The organism is Arthrobacter sp. P4_H3 (assembly GCF_056400885.1).
Map to the genome: position 1 here is coordinate 206,628 of NZ_JBFUKK010000004.1, position 17,571 is coordinate 224,198.

Genomic DNA, 17,571 nt, shown 5'->3' on the forward strand with positions numbered 1-17,571 from the left:
ATGAAATTCTCAGTATTCACGGCCTCCACGCCTGATTGGACTCCGGAGGACGCAGTCGCCCACCTCTCCGCACAGGGGTGGGACGGCATCGAATGGCGGGTCACGGACCAGGCGGAGGCGCCCGAGCCCGGTTTCTGGGCCGGCAACAGGGCCACCATCCCGCTGACGGGCCTCGAAGGCAACCTGGAGCGGATCGCTGCCATCACCCGCGACGCCGGCTTGGAGTTCTCCGGGATTGGCGGCTATGCCCGGTGCGACAACCACGATGACGTCGAGCGCATGCTGGCGGCGACCGCCGCCTTGGGCGCGGGCCAGGTCCGCGTGACCACGCTTCCGCTGGGGACTGCCGGATGGGGGAATGAGGAGCCCAGCGGAATCCCGTACCCTGTTCTTTTTGAGTCGGCACGCCGTGATTTCGAGTGGGTGGCGGAACGGGCCGCCCACCACGGAGTGAAGGCACTGGTGGAACTGCACCATCGCACGATTACGGCGTCCGCTTCCTCTGCACGGCGCCTGCTGGAGGGTCTGGACCCGCGGCATGTCGGGGTCATCCACGACCTGGGCAATCTGCTGATCGAAGGCCAGGAAGACTACCTTCCAGCCTTCGAGCTCCTGGGAGAATACCTGGCGCATATTCACGTCAAGAACGCCGTGTGGGTCCGCCGGGACGAGACGGACGCATCCGGAGCGGCAGTCTTCCAGAACGAATGGGCACCGCTGCAGTCCGGACAGGGGAGCGTCCTTGAGTACTTCCACGCGTTGGCTGCCCATGGCTACGACGGCTGGGTCACGGTGGAAGATTTCTCCACGGAGCTTCCCCTCGCCGAACGAACCGCCGCCAACCTTGACTACCTGCGGCGTACCGCGGCCATCGCCGGACTCACCGCCGGGGCCGGGGCCCGTTGAGACCATGGCGCACACAATAGCAGCCCATCCGGACCGGCTTCTCCCCGCGGAACCTGGAGTACGGGACATTGCCCGCTCGCTGTACACCCTGGTGGAGGGTCTTCCGATCATTTCACCGCACGGTCACGTGGACGCAGCAGTGATTGAACAGAACCTGCCCTTCCCCGATCCTGCCGCCCTGCTGGTCACGCCGGATCACTATGTGACCCGCCTGATCCACGCTGGGGGCGTCCCGATGGACCAGTTGGGGCTCGGCGACTCCACTGCAGGCTCGCGACAGATCTGGCGCAACTTCTGTGCCGCGTGGCCCGACTTCGAGGGCACGGCCTCAGGGTATTGGATCCGGCAGGAATTCGAGTTTGTCTTCGGCCTGCACGACGAACCGAACGCGGAGAACGCAGATCGCATCTTCGACGCGATTTCGGCCAAGCTTGCCGAACCTGGGTTCCGGCCGCGGCAGCTGTTCAAGGAATTCAACATCGAGGTGCTGGCCACCACGGACGATCCGCTGGACTCCCTGGACAGCCATGCCGCCTTGGCCGCGGACCCTGCCTTCGCCGGCCGTGTCCTGCCGACCTTCCGTCCGGACCAGTACCTGAACATTGCCCATCCGGCCTGGCACGACAACGTGGAACGGCTCATTGCTGCCGCCGGTTCGGGTGCGTCCGGATATTCGGGCTACATCAGCGCCCTGGAATCAAGACGGCGGCACTTCGTGGCAAACGGGGCAGTGTCTGCAGACCATGGCGTCCGGACCCCGGCCACCCTGAAAATGGACAAGGCGGATGCGGAGCGGCTGTTCGAGCGTGCCAGGTCAGGGGAAGCGACTCCGGAGGACTGCCAGGCCTTCGAGGCCCACATGATGTACGAGATGGCGAGGATGTCCGTCGAGGACGGGCTGGTCATGACCATCCACCCAGGCTCGTACCGTAACCACCACGCTCCCACTTTCGAGGCCTTTGGGGCGGACACGGGGCATGACATTCCGTTCGCGGTAAATTACACCGAGGCCATCCGGCCGCTGCTGCAGGATTTCGGCACCGCCAAGGACTTCCACCTGGTGCTGTTCACCCTGGACGAGACCGTGTTTTCACGTGAACTGGCACCGCTGGCCGGTTTCTACCCGTCTGTGTACATCGGGGCACCGTGGTGGTTCCTGGACGCGCCTGATGCAATGCTGCGCTTCCGGGCCGCGGTTACGGAAACCGCCGGTTTCTCACGATCCTCCGGGTTCATCGACGACACCCGCGCGTTCTGCTCCATTCCGGCCCGCCACGACACGTCCCGCCGGATCGAGTCATCCTTCCTGGCACGCCTCGTGGCCGAGCACCGGATCAGCGAACAACGTGCGCATGAACTCATCGTGGACATCGTCGATTCCTCGCCGCGCAGGGTGTTCAAGCTGTGAGCGCCAACAGCCTGCCCGTGCTGGACCGGGGGCTTCGCCCGCTGCCCAAGGCACCGGTGCGGATCGTCCATCTTGGCCTCGGCGCCTTCCATCGTTCGCACCAGGCCTGGTACACGCAGCACGCCGGTGACGGCAGCGAATGGGGGATCGCCGCCTTCACGGGCAGGCGGCCGGATGCGGCCGCTGCGCTCGCGGCGCAGGACGGCCTGTTTACGCTGATCGAGCGCACCGGCAACGGGGACAGGTTCGAAGTCATCGGAAGCGTTGTCGAAGCGGTCGACGGCGCCGACGTCGGCAGGCTCGGTGAGCTGATCTCCGCGCCGGAAACTGCCATGGTGACCCTGACCATCACGGAAGCCGCCTACGGGCTGGCCTCCAACGGCAGCTTCGACGCCGATTCGCCTGGCGTCGCCGGCGATCTCGCCGTGCTGACAGATGCCGGCACGGGCGGGACGCTGACGACGCCGCTGGGCCGGCTGGTGTTCTCCCTCGCCGCTCGCAGGGACGCCGCGGCCGGCCCCATCGCCGTCGTGAGTTGCGACAACCTCTCCGGCAACGGGGACGTAGCCCGCCGCGCAGTCACCGGAATGGCGGAAGCCTGGGACGGGACGCTCGCAGCCTGGATAGGGGAGCACGTCAGTTTTGTCAGCACGTCTGTGGACCGGATCACCCCGCGCACCACGGAGGCTGACATTGCCGAGGTGGCTGAAGAATGCGGGTACCTGGACAGCTCACCGGTGGTGGCGGAGCCGTTCCGGGACTGGGTGATCAGCGGGGACTTCCCGAACGGCAGGCCCCGATGGGAGGATGCCGGCGCCGTCGTGGTGGACGACATCGAACCGTACGAGAACCGCAAATTGTGGCTCCTGAACGGCGCCCATTCGCTCCTGGCATACGCCGGTCAGCTCCGGGGGCACACCACGGTTGCACAGGCACTTGAGGATCCGCTGTGCCGGGAAGCCGTGGAAGCCTTCTGGGATGAAGCGGCGGCCCATCTGCACGGAAGAGAGCTCCATGTTCCCGAGTACCGCCTGGCCCTGCTGGACCGGTTCGGCAACAGCCGCATTGCCCACCACCTCTCCCAGATTGCCGCGGACGGCACCACCAAGCTCCGGATGAGGGCATTGCCGGTCCTGACCGCCGAAAGATCCCAGGGCCGATCCGGCGCCGGCAGTGCCCTGATGCTGGCGGCCTGGGTCGACTGTGTGTCCGAACAAAACGGGCTTCAGGACCCGTTGTCCGCCGCCATTGGGACGGCGAACAGGTCCCGGGGACAGGAAAGGGTAGCCGCCCTCCTAAGCCTGGTCAGCCCCCAGCTGGGAAACGACGCCCAGACCGTGTCGATGGTAGCGGGCCTGTGCGGCACCTTCACCGACAACGTCGCCACAACTACCCACCTGATTCCCGGAAGGAACAGCTGAACTTCATGAAGATCGTTGCAGCCGAAGTATTTGTCACAAGCCCGTCCCGTAACTTCGTGACCCTCCGGATCACCACGGAGGACGGCGTGACCGGCATCGGTGACGCCACCCTGAACGGCCGCGAGCTCGCCGTTGCCGCGTACCTCAAGGAACACGTTGCGCAGCTGCTGATCGGCAAGGACCCGCACCGGATCGAGGACACCTGGCAGTTCCTGTACCGCAGCTCCTACTGGCGCCGGGGGCCGGTGACCATGGCCGCGATCGCCGCCGTGGACATGGCGCTCTGGGACATCAAGGGCAAAATGGCCGGGATGCCGGTCTACCAGCTCCTCGGCGGGGCTTCCCGCAACGGCCTGCGCGCTTACGGCCACGCCTCCGGCGCGGACATCCCCTCCCTGTTCGACTCGGTCCGCGAGCACCTGGAACTCGGCTACAAGTCGGTCCGCATCCAGACCGCCGTTCCGGGCATCAAAGCCGTCTACGGTGTCGCCGCCCAGGCCCAGGCCTCGGGTGAACGCTACGACTACGAACCCGCCGGCCGCGGCGCGTTCCCGGTGGAGGAGGACTGGGACACCCGGGCCTACCTGCGCCACCTGCCGTCCGTCTTCGAGGCCGTCCGGAACGAGTTCGGCCCGGAGCTGCCGCTGCTGCACGACGGCCACCACCGCATGACCCCGATCCAGGCCGCCAAGCTGGGCAAGGCCCTGGAACCCTATGACCTGTTCTGGCTCGAGGACTGCACCCCGGCCGAAAACCAGGAGGCCCTGCGCCTGGTCCGCCAGCACACCACCACCCCGCTGGCCATCGGCGAAATCTTCAACACCGTGTACGACTACCAGACCATCATCAAGGAACAGCTGATCGACTACGTCCGGGCAGCGTCCACGCACTTCGGCGGGATCTCCCCGCTGAAGAAGGTCATGGACTTCGCCGCGCAGTACCAGATCAAGTCCGGCTTCCACGGCCCCACCGACATCTCCCCGGTCGGGTTCGCCGCCCAGCTGCACGTGGGCCTGGCCATCCACAACTACGGCATCCAGGAATACATGCAGCACTCCGACGCGACCAACACGGTGTTCGAGCAGTCCATGACGTTCGTGGACGGCTACCTGCACCCGGGCGACAAGCCCGGCATCGGCGTCGAATTCAACGAAGAAGCAGCCGCCACGTACCCGTACCAGCAGGCCTACCTGCCCTACAACCGCCTCGTCGACGGCACCGTCCATGACTGGTGAGGCACCGGCAGTGAACAGCAAGCACCGCATCATCGTGATGGGCGTCTCCGGCTGCGGCAAGACCACCATCGGCGACCTCGTGGCCCGCGAACTGGGCGTTCCGTTCCTCGACGGCGACTCCCTCCACCCCGTGGAAAACGTGGCCAAGATGGCGGCCGGCACGCCGCTGACCGACGAGGACCGGTGGCCCTGGCTGGCCACCGTGGGCGCGGAGCTGGCCAACGCCGGCGACGGCGGCCTGGTGCTCGCCTGCTCTGCCCTGCGGCGCAGCTACCGCGACGCCATCCGGGAGCAGGCACCGGACACCGTGTTCCTGCACCTGCACGGCAGCAAAGAAGTGCTCAGGGCGCGCACTGAAGGACGCACCGGCCACTTCATGCCGCCCGCCCTCCTGGAATCCCAGCTCGCAACCCTCGAACCGCTCGAAGCCGACGAAGCAGGAATTGTGGTGGACATCGCCGCCCCGGTTGACCAGGTGGTGACCGAAGCGCTGGCCGGCATTGCCGCCGTCGCCGGAGCCGCCGTCGGAACTTCCGGTGTGGCGTACCAGAGTGCCCCGGGCACCCAACCGCGCCAGTTCGACGTCGACCTCCAGGCCGCGCCGTTCAATCTCGACGGCGATGCCGTTGCATGGGTGGAATCCACCATCGCCGGACTGAGCCTCGAGGAAAAAATCGGGCAGCTGTTCATCAACCACAACAACGACTACTCCCCGAAGTATCTGGACGGTGTCCTGGACACCTACCACGTGGGCGGCATGCGCTACCGGCCGGGACCCTCCACAGCCGTGCAGGAACACATCCGCTACGCGCAGTCCAGGACCCGGATCCCGCTCCTGGTGGCCTCCAACCCGGAAATGGGGGGAGCCGGAAGCTGCGACGACGGAACATTTGTCTCGACGCACCTGCAGGCCGGCTCGCACCCGGACAAGGCCATCGCCCGGAAGATGGGGCAGGTGGCCGGGGTGGAAACCGCGGCACTGGGCTGCAACTGGGCGTTCGCGCCGATCGTGGACATTCACTACAACTGGCGGAACACGGTGATCTCCACCCGGGCCTTCGGCAACACGCCGGAGATCGTGGTGGAGCGCGCCAAGGAGTACTTCGACGGCATCAGCGAATCCCCTACCGTCTGTGCAATGAAGCACTTCCCCGGCGACGGCATGGACGAACGCGACCAGCACGTGGTCACCTCCTACAACACCCTCGGCTACGAGGACTGGAACAGGACCTACGGGCACGTGTACCGCGAGATGATCGGGCACGGCGTGCAGTCCATCATGATCGGGCACATCGGCGCGCCGGAGGTCACACGGCATTTCCGCCCGGGAACGGCGGACAAGGACATCCTGCCCGCCACGCTGTCCCCGGAACTGCTGCAGGACCTGCTCCGCGGCGAGCTGGGCTTCAACGGACTGATCCTTACTGACGCCTCGCAGATGATCGGCCTCACCCAGGCCATGAGGCGCAAGGACCTGGTTCCGGCCACTATCGCCGCCGGCTGCGACATGTTCCTGTTCTTCCGCAACCCGGCCGAGGACTTCGGGTACATGATGGACGGCTACAAGTCCGGCGTCATCACCGAGCAGCGCCTGCACGATGCACTGCGCCGGATCCTGGCCCTCAAGGCAAGCCTCGGGCTGCACCTCAAGCCAGCCGCCGAGCTTGTGCCGCCGGTTGAGGCGCTGGCGAAGATCGGCAGCGATGCCCACCGGGCCGTCGCGGCAGAGATCGCGGACAAGACCGTCACGCTGATCAAGGACACGGCCAACAACCTGCCCATCACGCCGGAGACGCATAAACGGATCCGCCTGTACGGCATCTCCGGCGGCTCGGACTTCACCCGGGCTGATCCGCTGGCCTACCTGGACACCGTCAAGGCCGAACTGGAAAGCGCCGGCTTTGAGGTGCACCTGTTCAAGACGGCGGACCAGCGGGAGGCGGCGGGGGAGACCGGCGTGAATTTCATGTCGATCATCTCCGAGGAAGCCACCGGCGACTACGCGGACAAGTACGATGCGGCCTTCGTGTTCGCCAATGTCAAGGGCTTCGCCCAGGAGGCAGCCATCCGGATCAAGTGGTCCTCACCGATGGCCGTGGAGATCCCGTGGTACGTCACCGAAGTCCCCACCGTGTTCGTCTCGCTCAATCAGCCCAACCACCTGATTGACGTGCCGATGGTGAAAACCGCCATCAACGCCCACGCCGGAACGCCCGAGGCCATTCGGGCGACCATCCAAAAGATCATGGGCACGTCGGAATTCCAGGGAACGTTCAACGACAACGTCTTCTGCGATTCCTTCGACACCCGGCTCTAGCGGGGCAGCAGCGCGAACGGACACTTGCGGCCCTGCAATCCGGGACTCAAGTGTCCGTTCGCGCTCTGTGCTCCCGCATGCCCGGGGCGTAGCGTGGGTGCATGGAGCGAACGGGGTGCGTTGTGGTGGGCGGGGGACCGGCGGGCATGATGCTCGGCCTGCTGCTGGCACGGGCCGGTGTGGAGGTCACCGTCCTCGAAAAGCATGGCGACTTCCTGCGGGACTTCCGCGGCGACACCGTGCACGCGTCCACCATCAGGCTGATTGACGAGCTGGGACTGGGGGACCAGTTCCGGAAACTGCCGCAGAGCAGGCTGAACGCCGCCGCCATCCCACTCCCGGGCGGCGGCATGCTGACGCTCGGCGATTTCTCCTCCTTGAAGCCGCCCTACAATTACATCGCCATGATGCCGCAGTGGGATTTCCTGAGCTTCCTGGCCGGCGAAGCAGCGCGTGAGCCCACCTTCACCCTCCTGATGGAGCATGAAGCCACATCGTTAATGTCCGACGGCGGCCGCGTCACCGGCGTCCGCTACCGGACCCGCCGCGGTTCCGAAGGTGCCATCCTGGCGGACCTTGTGGTGGCCACGGACGGGCGCCACTCCGTGCTGCGCCGGGCAGCAGGATTGCAACCCAAGGAATTCCCCGTTCCGTTCGACACCTGGTGGTTCAAGCTCCCGCGCCACGCCTCGGAAAAGGGCGCGGTGGCCGGCATCGTTCCGGCATTCCGGGGAACCGAAGCCATGATCGCGCTGTTCCGTGATGACTACTACCAGATGGGTTACCTGGGTCCCAAGGGCACGGACGCGCGAATCCGTGCCGAAGGGTTGGAACGGTTCCGCCAGCGGGTGGCAGGCCTTCGTCCTGATCTGGCGGACCGGGTGGACTCGATCCGTTCGCTCGATGACCTTCATATGCTTGATGTCCGGCTGGACCGGTTGCGGCGCTGGTATGTGGATGGCCTGCTGTGCATCGGGGACGCCGCGCATGCGATGTCCCCGGCGGGCGGCGTAGGCATCAACCTGGCCATCCAGGACGCGGTGGCTGCGGCGGCCCGGCTCGCGCCGGCCCTCCTTCGCGGGCAAGTGACAGTGCAGGATCTCGCTGCGGTGGAACGGCGGCGGCGGATGCCCACCGTCGTGGTACAGACCGTCCAGCGCATCATGCACCGGGCAGTGTTCGTTCCGTTGTTTGCCGGACGGCGGTCCGGAGTACCTCGCGTGGTGGTGTTTGTTGCCAGGCACGTTCCCGCGGTGACCAGGCTCATGCCGCGTCTCATTGCCTTCGGGCCCCGGCCGGAGCATGCGCCCGGCTTCGCCCGCCGCGGTCAGCCGCGGGCCACCAGGTAGTCGATCAGACCCTTGACGGTGGCCACTGCGGTGTAGTCGCGCTCGGGGATATCAACGCCAGTGGACTCGTCGATCGTTTCCACGAGCCGCAGGAAGTCCAGCGAATCGAGTTCCAGGTCCTGCCGCAGCCTGGAGGTTTCATCGAGCCCGTCAAAGTCCACGTCCGGCGCAACCTGGCCGATGGCCGTGTGTACGGCCCGCCGTGCGTCCTGCTCGTTCATAGCTCCTCCGGTTTCTGCAGCAGTTCGTCGATGCGGGCCAGGAAACGGGCGCCCCGGAGCCCGTCGCTGACCCTGTGGTCGGCTGAAAGCGTAGCGGTGACGGCAGGCCGCACACCCAACATGCCGTTTTGGGCCCAGGGCTGCTCCACCACCCGGCCCAACCCCACCATAGCCACCTGTGGCGGATAGATGACGCCGTACACCGCCTCCACTCCGAGGTCCCCGAGGTTCGTCACCGTGATGGTGGGGTCGGCCATTTCGGCGCGCTGAAGGTGGCCTGCCCTGGCGCGGCTGACGAGGTCCCGCAGGTTCTGCATTAGTACGTCGACTGCCAGGGTGTCAGCGTCGTGGATGGCAGGCGCCACCAGTCCGCCGTGCCGCAGGGCCACTGCCACGCCGAGGTGTACGGAACTGCTTGGCCGGAAGTCGCCGTCGGTGAAGAAGCCGTTGACTTCGGGATTCTCCCGGGCCGCCAGCGCGGTTGCCTTCAACAGCAGAGCTGAGGAAACCAGCCGGGAGGCCACCGGCCGCTGCAGGTTGACCTGCTCCATCCAGGCGACGGCGGCGCGCAGGTCCAGCGTAGTGCTGAGGTAGTAGTGAGGAATGGTCTTTTTGGACCGGGACATCAGCGATCCGACGGAACGCCGGAGGCTGGCCGCACGGTCGTGCGGCTCGGAGGCCGCCAGGGGCTGCGCCAATTCGACGGCGGGCATCCCTTTCCCGGGCGCGGGCACAGGCAGCTCGGGCGGTGCCGGCGGCACCGCCGAACTGGCGGCACGCCGGATGTCAGTTTCCGTCACTGCGCTGTCCGGTCCCGTGCCTGGCACCGTGCCGATGTCGACGCCCAGCTCTTCCGCGAGCCGTCGGGCGCGGGGAGAGGACCGCACGTGTGCCGTGTGCGGCGCAGCTGAAACGGCGGGAGCATGCGGGGCTGGGGCGGGCTTGGAAGGGTGCTGGGCAGCCGCAGCGTGTTCCACATCGGCGCGGGTAAGCGCCCCGTGCTTTCCCGTGCCGCGGATGTTTGAAGTGTCCAGCCCCAGCTGGTGTGCCAAATGGCGGACCGGTGGAGGAACGTGCGCCGCGCCCGCCGCGCCTGCCGCGCCGCCCTCAGCAGGCTCCGCACCGGGCCCCGCACCGTCATCGGGGGTCTGGGTGATCCGCGCCAGCGGAGTGCCGATCGGAACTGTGGCGCCGACGTCCACCAGGAGTTCGGCCACCACGCCCTCTTCGAAGGTCTCCACGTCCATCACGGTCTTGTCCGTGTCCACCACGGCCACCACATCGCCGCGGTGCACAAAGTCGCCGGGCTTGACCAGCCACTCCACCATCTTGCCGTGCTCCATGTCCGCGCCCAGGGAGGGCATCCTGAATTCACCCACGGGTCCCTACCGCCTCCCGGGCAGCAGCGACGATGCGTTCTGCCGTGGGCAGCGCCGCCAGTTCCAGGTGTTTGGCGTACGGCAACGGAACTTCGGCACTGCAGACGCGGCCCACGGGGGCGTCCAGGTCGAAGAAGGCATTTTCGGTGATCCGTGCACTCAGTTCCGCGGAGATGCTGCCGCTCCGCCAGCCCTCATCCACGACAACGGCACGGTGGGTCTTGGCCACGCTGCCCAGAATGGCGGCGTCATCGAGCGGGCGCAGCACGCGCAAATCGAGCACCTCGGCGTCGATGCCGTCGCCCGCCAGCCGGGCGGCGGCGTCGAGCACTGTCGGGAGTGTTCCGCCGTAGGTGATGAGCGAAATATCCTTGCCGGGACGGCGGACCGCTGCCGTGCTGATGTCCACGGGGCCGGCGTCGTCAGCGAGCTCCCCGGCCACGTTGTACAGGGTGCCGTGCTCGAAGATGAGCACCGGATCAGGGTCTTCCAGCGCCGTCCACAGCATTCCGCGGGCATCCTCCAGGGTTGCAGGGGTGAGGATCCGCAGGCCCGGGATGTGCGCGTACCACCCCTCCAGGCTGTGGGAGTGCTGGGCACCGAGCTGGCGGCCGGCGCCTGTTGTCATCCGGATGACCAGCGGCACGTTGAACTGGCCGCCGGACATGTGCAGCAGGGTGGCCGCGTTGTTCACCAGCTGATCCAGCGCCAGCAGGCTGAAATTGACGGTCATGATCTCAACAATGGGCCGCATCCCGCCCAGGGCTGCCCCGATCCCTGCGCCCACGAAGCCGGATTCGGACAGCGGGGTGTCCCTGATCCGTTCCGGACCGAACTCCTCGAAGAGGCCAAGGCTCACGGCGAAGCACCCGCCGTACGCGCCAACATCCTCGCCCATGAGGAACACCCGCCCGTCGCGCTGCATGGCATCTCTGATGGCTGCCCGCATGGCCTCGCGGTAGGTGGTCTTCATTGCGGGCTCCGCTCGCTGTAGACGAAGCGGGTCAGGTCCTCCACCGGCTCCGGTGTGCCCGCCTCGGCAAACTCGACCGCCGCCTTCACTTCGGCCTCCACATCCAGCTGGATGGATTTCCAGTCCTTGTCCGTCAACTGCCCGGCGGCTTCCAGGGTGTTCCGGAGCTTGTCGATCGGATCACGCTCCATCCAGCGCGAGACCTCCGCCTTGTCGCGGTACCGTTCGGGATCGAACATGGAGTGGGCCCTGAAACGGTAGGTCCGGAGCTCGAGGAAATGCGGTCCGCCGCCTGCCCGGACGGCATCCACCGCGCGCCGGGCGGTTTCTTCGACGGCGAGCACGTCCATCCCGTCCGCGGACCACGAGGCGATCTCGTAACTGGCCGCCTTGAGGGCGATGTCGGTCTGCGATTCGGAGCGGGCCAGCGCGGTGCCCATGGCGTAAAGGTTGTTCTCGCAGCAGAACAGGACGGGCAGTTGCCAGAGTGCCGCAAGGTTCAGGCTTTCGTGGAATTCACCCTCGGCCACGGCGCCCTCGCCGAAGAAGCAGGCCGTCACCCGGGAGCGCCCGGACATCTTGTCCGCCAGTGCCAGGCCTACAGCCAATGGCAGGCCGCCCGCCACGATCGCGTTGCCGCCGTAGAAGCGGGTGGCGGCGTCAAACAGGTGCATGGAGCCGCCGCGGCCCCGGCAGCAGCCCTCCACGTAACCGTACATTTCGGCCAGGATGGCTCCCGCCGGCACGCCGCGCAACAGGGCGTGGCCGTGTTCGCGGTACGTTGCCACCACGGCGTCATCCGGACCCAGGGTGCTCATCACACCTGCGGCGACGGCTTCCTCACCGATGTAGACGTGCAGGAATCCGCGGATCTTGGCCGCGCTGTAGAGCTCCACACACTGCTCCTCGAGCCGCCGTACCCGCAGCATCTGGTGGAGCAGGTGCCTCCTATGGTCGGAGTCCCCGCTTCCAGTTCCCCGTGCTGACGTGCCGGTCATGCCGGCGCTCCGGGGTAGCTGCCGGGAGGTGACTCGATGGTTGAGGTGTCCCCCTCGGGGAGGCCGAGTTCACGGGCCTTCAGGAGCCGCCGGAGGATCTTGCCGCTCCGGGTCTTGGGCAGTGCCTCGGTGAAGTCCAGAAGTCGGGGAGCCACCGCCGGGCCCAGCCGTTTGCGGGCAAAACCGATGATGTCGAGCTTGAGCGCCTCCGAGGGCTGCCACCCGGTGCGAAGTTCCACGAAGGCCTTGACCACTTCGCCGGCAACTGGATCGGGGACGCCGATCACCCCTGCCTCGGCCACGGCTTCGTGTTCCATCAGCGAGCTCTCAACCTCGAACGGACCGATCAGGTGCCCGGAGGACTTGATGACGTCGTCGCCCCTGCCGACAAACCAGAAGTACCCGTCGGCGTCCTTCTTCGCGAGGTCCCCGGTGAGGTACCAGCCGCCGGCAAAGCAACGCCGGTACCGCTCGTCTTCGTGGAGGTAGCCGCGGAACATGGACGGCCAGCCCGGACGGAGGGCCAGTTCGCCCACCGCATCCGGCTCGTTCACCAGCACGGCTTCGCCGTTCCGGAGCACTGGCTTGCCGTCCTGGTCCCGGGCCACAATGGCGGCCTCGATGCCGGGCAGGGGCCGGCCCATGGAGCCGGGCCGGATCTCCATGGCGGGGTAGTTCGAAATCATGATTCCGCCGGTTTCGGTCTGCCACCAGTTGTCATGGACAGGCTGACCGAAGGCTTCCTGGCCCCACACCACCACTTCGGGGTTGAGTGGCTCGCCCACGCTGGCCACAAACCGCAGTGCGGACAGATCGTGCCCGGCCGCATGGTCAGCCCCGGCCTTCATCAGCATGCGCAGCGCGGTGGGGGCGGTGTACCAGACGGTGACGCGCTGCTCGGCGAGGATCCGGTACCACCTGTCCGCGTCCATTTCCTCTTCGTCCACGATGGTGGTCACCCCGTGGGTCAGGGGAGCGATCACACCGTAGGAGGTGCCCGTGACCCAGCCGGGATCGGCCGTGCACCAGTAGACGTCGTCCGGGTGGAGGTCCAGTGCAAAGAAGCCTGTGGCGCGGTGCGCCGTGACGGCGTCATGCACATGGATGGCCCCTTTGGGGGTGCCGGTGGTGCCGCTGGTGAAGTGCAGCAGGGCCATTTCTTCGGCCCGGGTCGGGACGGTTTCCCGCGGCTGCGCGTCCCGCATCAGTTCGGCCAGATCCAGGGTTCCGGGGTCCGGCAGGCCGTCCGCATCGATCAGAAGCACGTGCTCCAGCTCCGGCAGCTCGTCCCGCATCTGGGCAACCTTCCGCCGGTACAGTGCCCGAGTGGTGACCAGGGCACGGCCGGATCCCAGGTGAAGACGCTGACGGACGGGCTCGGGGCCGAAGGCGGAAAAGAGGGGGCAGAACACGCTGGCGTTCTTGAGCGTTCCCAAGACCGCCACGTACAACTCCGGCGTGCGGCCCAGGAGCGAAAAGACCCGTTCCCCGCGGCCGACTCCCAGCCCCTGCAGGACGCCGGCAAACCGTCCGGTCTGTTCCGCCAGCTCTGCGTAACTCAACGAACGGGCGGTACCGTCGGCGCGAATGAAGCGCAGCGCTTCATGGCCTGCCAGCTCGCCCGCGGCGTGGCGGTCCACGGCCTCGTAGGCAATGTTGATGCCGCCGTCGGGCAGTCCTGACAGTGCATGCCGCGCCTCATCCCAGGAGAACGCGGCGCGGCTGGCCTCGTAGTCCACCATGTTCGGGCGGACTGCGAGGCCGCGGATGTCCTTGGGGATTGCGGGCCAGCGGGTCGATGGAGCGGTTCCGGCCGTCATGACTCCATCGGACTCCTCCCCGGGGTGGCTGCATAGAGTAGAAAGTCCCTTGGCCGTTCCGCCGGTTCCCCCGCAACGCGGACCGCGCCGTCATAAATCCCGGAGCCACTAAACTGGACCCCATGACTGCCCCGCTTGATGCCACTGCCGCCCGTGCCCGCCTGCTTGAACTCATCAAGGAACTCGCCGTGGTCCGCGGCAAGGTGATCCTGTCCAGCGGAGCCGAGGCCGACTACTACATCGACCTCCGCCGCATCACCCTGCACCACGAAGCGTCCAAGCTCGTTGGCCAGGTCATGCTCTCGCTGATCGATGACGCCGGGATCGACTTCGAGTGCGCCGGCGGCCTCACCATGGGCGCCGACCCGGTGGGCACCGCAGTGATGCACGCCGCCGTGGACCGGGGCCGCAACGTGGATGCCTTCGTTGTCCGGAAGGCGCAGAAGTCCTACGGCATGGGCCGCCAGGTGGAAGGCCCATCGGTGGAAGGCCGCAAGGTCCTGGTACTTGAGGACACGTCCACCACGGGTGGCTCCGCCCTGACCGCCGTGGAGGGTGTCCGGAACGCCGGCGGCAACGTAGTTGCGGTCGCCGTCATCGTGGACCGCGACACCGGGGCCAAGGAAAAGATCGAAGCCGAGACCGGCGTGCCGTACCTGTTTGCGTTCGGCAAGGACGAACTCGGCCTGAGCTAGGGGATTCCCGCCCGGAACGTCAAGGCGCTTCCCCGAACCGGACACCTCCGCCAGGCGACAGCTGCCGTTGAGGCCACGCGGCCCAATGCCGCTCCGGTGTCCTCGGAGACCAGCTTCCGGTAGCCAAGCCTGCGTGGACGGTCCTCCGCCGGTGGCTTACCATTTGCCTTACGACCCCGTGCACCTGTCCCTGGAGAAAACGCGCCATGCTCCCGTCCAACCCAAACCCCACCACCGTCGACCAGATCCAGAACCTCATCCTGGAGAGTGCGGATTTCGAGGACTTCCTCAACGAACTGGCGCGCTTTTCCGCGCACCAGATGGCGGGCGACGGCGACGACGCGCTGTGCGGCATTACCTTGCTCCGGGACCGCAAGGCGGCCACCATCGGCTGGAGCAGCGATTCCGCGCGCGAGGTGGACGAAATCCAGTACTCGCTGTCCCAGGGGCCCTGCCTGACGGCTGCGGAGGAGGAACGGGAAGTCCACGTTCCGGACCTCTTCGAGGAGGACCGCTGGGGCCCTGACTACGCAAATGCCGTCGCCTCGCACGGGCTTCGGTCCGTGCTGTCCCTCCCGTTCCACCTCCAGGGTGATGCCAAGGCCGCCCTGAACCTCTACTCGGACGTTCCACGCAAATTCGATGAGAAGGCAGCGGCCCGCGCCAGGGGCTACACGCGCGAAATTTCGCAGGCGCTGCGGCTGGCCGTCAGGTTTTCGCTGCACACAGACAGCGCCACCAACCTTCGGGCCACGTTGGAGTCCCGGACCACCATCGATATCGCCGTGGGAATTGTCATGGCGCAAAACCGCTGCAGCCAGGAAGCGGCGGTCCAGATCCTGACTGATGCCTCCAGCAACAGCAACGTCAAGCTCCGGGACATCGCCAGGTCATTGGTGGATTCGGTGGGCGGCGCGGAAGCACGCACCCACTTCGAGGAGCCGGGCCAGGGCCAGAACCGCGGACAGGGCCGAATCCAGGCAAGCTAGCCGGTGCGGGCCGGGCCCGGTCCTCCGCTACCGGCCAGCACAAGCCTGCGCGCTGACCGCAGGCTTGTGCTGGCGGTGCGCGGAGGATACGCTGGCCAAGGTTGAGCCGTCGGCCATAGACACCCTTTTTTGGAGTACCTATGGACCGCAAACTTCACGCCCTCGTTAAACTCGATGTCACCTCCGATGTTGTCCGGATTGATGTCCGGGGGAGCCTTAACCACGATTCCCGCCCCGCCCTTGTGCTGGTTATTCGCCGCATCCGCCGGATGGGCATCACCGCCCACATCCGCGTGGATCTCTCCCGGGCCGCCTTCGTCGAATCGGTCGCCCTGGTAGGACTCCGCAATGACCTCAACGCGATCGACGGCGGCGCCAGCGACGGCGGCGTATCCACCGGATCGGGGGTTTCGCTCGATTTCACGCCGCGGCGGGACGACGTTGCTTCAGATTCCGGCGCTGGTTCCAGGACCGTTGAAATCACCGGGGAATTCGCGGCGTCCATTGACCCGTCGGGGTGCGGTCCGCTGGCCCAGTACTCCGATGACGAACTTCTTGCGGCCAGCGACTCAGTGTTCGGAATGCTGGACGATCCTGCTGCGATCGCCCGGACCGAACTCCTGGCACGCTACGATGCGATCGGCCTGGAAATTTCCCGGCGGGAAAGCGCCAGAGCCGGCGGGAAGGACGCCGTAGGCGGCGTTCCTGTCCGTCCGTCCGGGGATGCGAACTAGTACCGTTCATCGCGTTTTATATCCGGCTTCCGCTGTGGCTACGGTAGAGGTGTGCCGCGTGCCCAGGAGCCATACCCCGAGGGCGGCCCCGGATCAGCCGAGGGCCGCCTCCTCAGGCATGCCGCCGAGCTCAAGAGATTCTCCCGGCGGAATTTCCTGATCGGCGCGGGTGCGGCGTCCCTGCTGGCCACCGACATGTTCTTCACCCGGGACGTTCAGGCGGAGCGCCGCACCAACAGGATCCTGACGGTGCACGACGATTTTGCGGAGAGCTACTACCCGCACTCCAGCTGGATCCTGTTTCCCGGCTACAAAACAAGCTGGGAGGAGGCGCTGTGGATCCTCAATTCCCTGCGCGGCACGCTGCGCCAGCGCGGCCAGCTTGCCGCAGTCGGGTATTCCAACGAGGGGCTGGACATTGACCAGATCGTGATTGAGGTGATCGAGTACGTTCGGGAAAAGCAGCTGACCAGCCTGTACTTCTACGGCCACAGCTTCGGCGGGATGGTGGCGACGCAGGTCGCTGCCCGGTTGCTCGAGCTGCACGGCGTGGAAGTGGAGTTGATCCTGCTCGACTCCAGCCCCTACAGCAAGTTCGACGTCCTGGACCAGAGCTGGTTCGAGGGTGTGGTTGTCCTCTACGAAGGCGGGTTCCGCGTTCCCACCGTCCTGCGCGGCGGCTATGAACTCGGCGAACGCATCGCGCACAAGGACGAGCGGACCTGGCGCCAGGTGGTGGACCAGAGCCTGGAACAGCTGTCACCGATCGCTCCGTCCAGTGTGCTGATCCAGTCCGAATCGGCCTACATCTACCATTTCGACGCCACCCGGTTCGCCGGCAAGATCGGTGCGACCCGGATGGCCTTCATTGGCAACCCTCGCGACGGCACGGTGAACTACCAGACGGCCCGCCAATCGTGGGCCCAGACGTTTGCCGCGAACATGGTGTCCAACGACCTGCGCACCGACGACGCCCTGCCGGCGCATGCCAGCCCGCAGTGGAACCCGTTCGTTTACCGGCCCATCATCGAAGAGCTGCAGGATGAAATCTTCCCGTTGCCTTCGGGCGGCGGCAAGATGACGGCGTTCTGAACCGGTGCCCGGCCGCCGCAGCCGGGCCGCCGCA

General features: G+C 66.5%; 15 protein-coding genes. 10 read left to right on the forward strand and 5 right to left on the reverse strand.

The annotated features are described in order from the left end of the window. The 6 genes from AC1DRE_RS07690 (at position 1) to AC1DRE_RS07715 (ending at position 8,636) form a co-directional block, all read left to right on the forward strand. Positions 1-906: a sugar phosphate isomerase/epimerase family protein gene (locus AC1DRE_RS07690; protein ID WP_476984069.1), complete on the forward strand. Its 906-nt coding sequence runs from the start codon at positions 1-3 to the stop codon at positions 904-906. Between the two features lie 4 nt (positions 907-910). Next, the gene (gene uxaC / locus AC1DRE_RS07695; protein ID WP_476984070.1) at positions 911-2,314 is read left to right on the forward strand and encodes a glucuronate isomerase; all 1,404 of its coding nucleotides are present in this window, start codon (positions 911-913) and stop codon (positions 2,312-2,314) included. Further along, positions 2,311-3,735, forward strand: coding sequence for a mannitol dehydrogenase family protein (locus AC1DRE_RS07700; RefSeq protein WP_476984071.1), 1,425 nt, complete (start codon positions 2,311-2,313; stop codon positions 3,733-3,735). The genes uxaC and AC1DRE_RS07700 overlap by 4 nt, the downstream gene beginning before the upstream one ends. Before the next feature lie 5 nt (positions 3,736-3,740). Next, positions 3,741-4,970 carry a D-mannonate dehydratase ManD gene (manD, locus tag AC1DRE_RS07705; protein WP_476984072.1) on the forward strand — a complete coding sequence of 410 codons (1,230 nt, stop codon included), beginning with the start codon at positions 3,741-3,743 and terminating at the stop codon, positions 4,968-4,970. After that, positions 4,960-7,287 carry a gluconokinase, GntK/IdnK-type gene (locus tag AC1DRE_RS07710; RefSeq protein ID WP_476984073.1) on the forward strand — a complete coding sequence of 776 codons (2,328 nt, stop codon included), beginning with the start codon at positions 4,960-4,962 and terminating at the stop codon, positions 7,285-7,287. Before manD ends, AC1DRE_RS07710 begins: the two co-directional genes overlap by 11 nt. A gap of 101 nt (positions 7,288-7,388) precedes the next feature. Next, on the forward strand, positions 7,389-8,636 hold the full coding sequence (locus tag AC1DRE_RS07715; protein ID WP_476984074.1) for an FAD-dependent oxidoreductase: 1,248 nt from the start codon (positions 7,389-7,391) through the stop codon (positions 8,634-8,636). On the opposite strand, the gene AC1DRE_RS07720 is transcribed toward AC1DRE_RS07715, so the two are convergent. From AC1DRE_RS07720 to acsA, 5 genes are read right to left on the reverse strand one after another with little or no spacing between them, the layout of a single operon-like run. Continuing rightward, on the reverse strand, positions 8,615-8,857 hold the full coding sequence (locus tag AC1DRE_RS07720) for an acyl carrier protein (protein WP_476984075.1): 243 nt from the start codon (positions 8,855-8,857) through the stop codon (positions 8,615-8,617). The genes AC1DRE_RS07715 and AC1DRE_RS07720 overlap by 22 nt on opposite strands. Next, positions 8,854-10,236 (reverse strand): dihydrolipoamide acetyltransferase family protein, encoded by a 1,383-nt coding sequence (locus AC1DRE_RS07725; protein WP_476984076.1) that lies wholly within the window; start codon positions 10,234-10,236, stop codon positions 8,854-8,856. The genes AC1DRE_RS07720 and AC1DRE_RS07725 overlap by 4 nt, the downstream gene beginning before the upstream one ends. Continuing rightward, positions 10,229-11,209: an alpha-ketoacid dehydrogenase subunit beta gene (locus AC1DRE_RS07730; RefSeq protein WP_476984077.1), complete on the reverse strand. Its 981-nt coding sequence runs from the start codon at positions 11,207-11,209 to the stop codon at positions 10,229-10,231. Before AC1DRE_RS07730 ends, AC1DRE_RS07725 begins: the two co-directional genes overlap by 8 nt. Then, complete coding sequence (gene pdhA / locus AC1DRE_RS07735; protein ID WP_476984078.1) at positions 11,206-12,207, reverse strand: pyruvate dehydrogenase (acetyl-transferring) E1 component subunit alpha; 1,002 nt, start codon at positions 12,205-12,207, stop codon at positions 11,206-11,208. The genes AC1DRE_RS07730 and pdhA overlap by 4 nt, the downstream gene beginning before the upstream one ends. Then, positions 12,204-14,027: an acetate--CoA ligase gene (acsA, locus tag AC1DRE_RS07740; protein ID WP_476984079.1), complete on the reverse strand. Its 1,824-nt coding sequence runs from the start codon at positions 14,025-14,027 to the stop codon at positions 12,204-12,206. The genes pdhA and acsA overlap by 4 nt, the downstream gene beginning before the upstream one ends. 122 nt (positions 14,028-14,149) lie before the next feature. On the opposite strand from acsA, the gene pyrE reads away from it, so the two are divergent. The 4 genes from pyrE (at position 14,150) to AC1DRE_RS07760 (ending at position 17,537) form a co-directional block, all read left to right on the forward strand. Then, entirely contained in the window at positions 14,150-14,722 is a 573-nt protein-coding gene (gene pyrE, locus AC1DRE_RS07745; RefSeq protein ID WP_476984080.1) for an orotate phosphoribosyltransferase, read from the forward strand. A gap of 206 nt (positions 14,723-14,928) precedes the next feature. Next, on the forward strand, positions 14,929-15,711 hold the full coding sequence (locus AC1DRE_RS07750; protein WP_476984081.1) for a GAF and ANTAR domain-containing protein: 783 nt from the start codon (positions 14,929-14,931) through the stop codon (positions 15,709-15,711). Between the two features lie 140 nt (positions 15,712-15,851). Next, complete coding sequence (locus tag AC1DRE_RS07755; protein WP_476984082.1) at positions 15,852-16,445, forward strand: hypothetical protein; 594 nt, start codon at positions 15,852-15,854, stop codon at positions 16,443-16,445. Positions 16,446-16,496: 51 nt separating this feature from the next. Beyond that, a complete protein-coding gene (locus AC1DRE_RS07760) occupies positions 16,497-17,537 on the forward strand; it encodes a thioesterase domain-containing protein (protein WP_476984083.1) in 1,041 nt (346 codons plus the stop codon). The last annotated feature ends 34 nt before the right edge of the window (positions 17,538-17,571 follow it).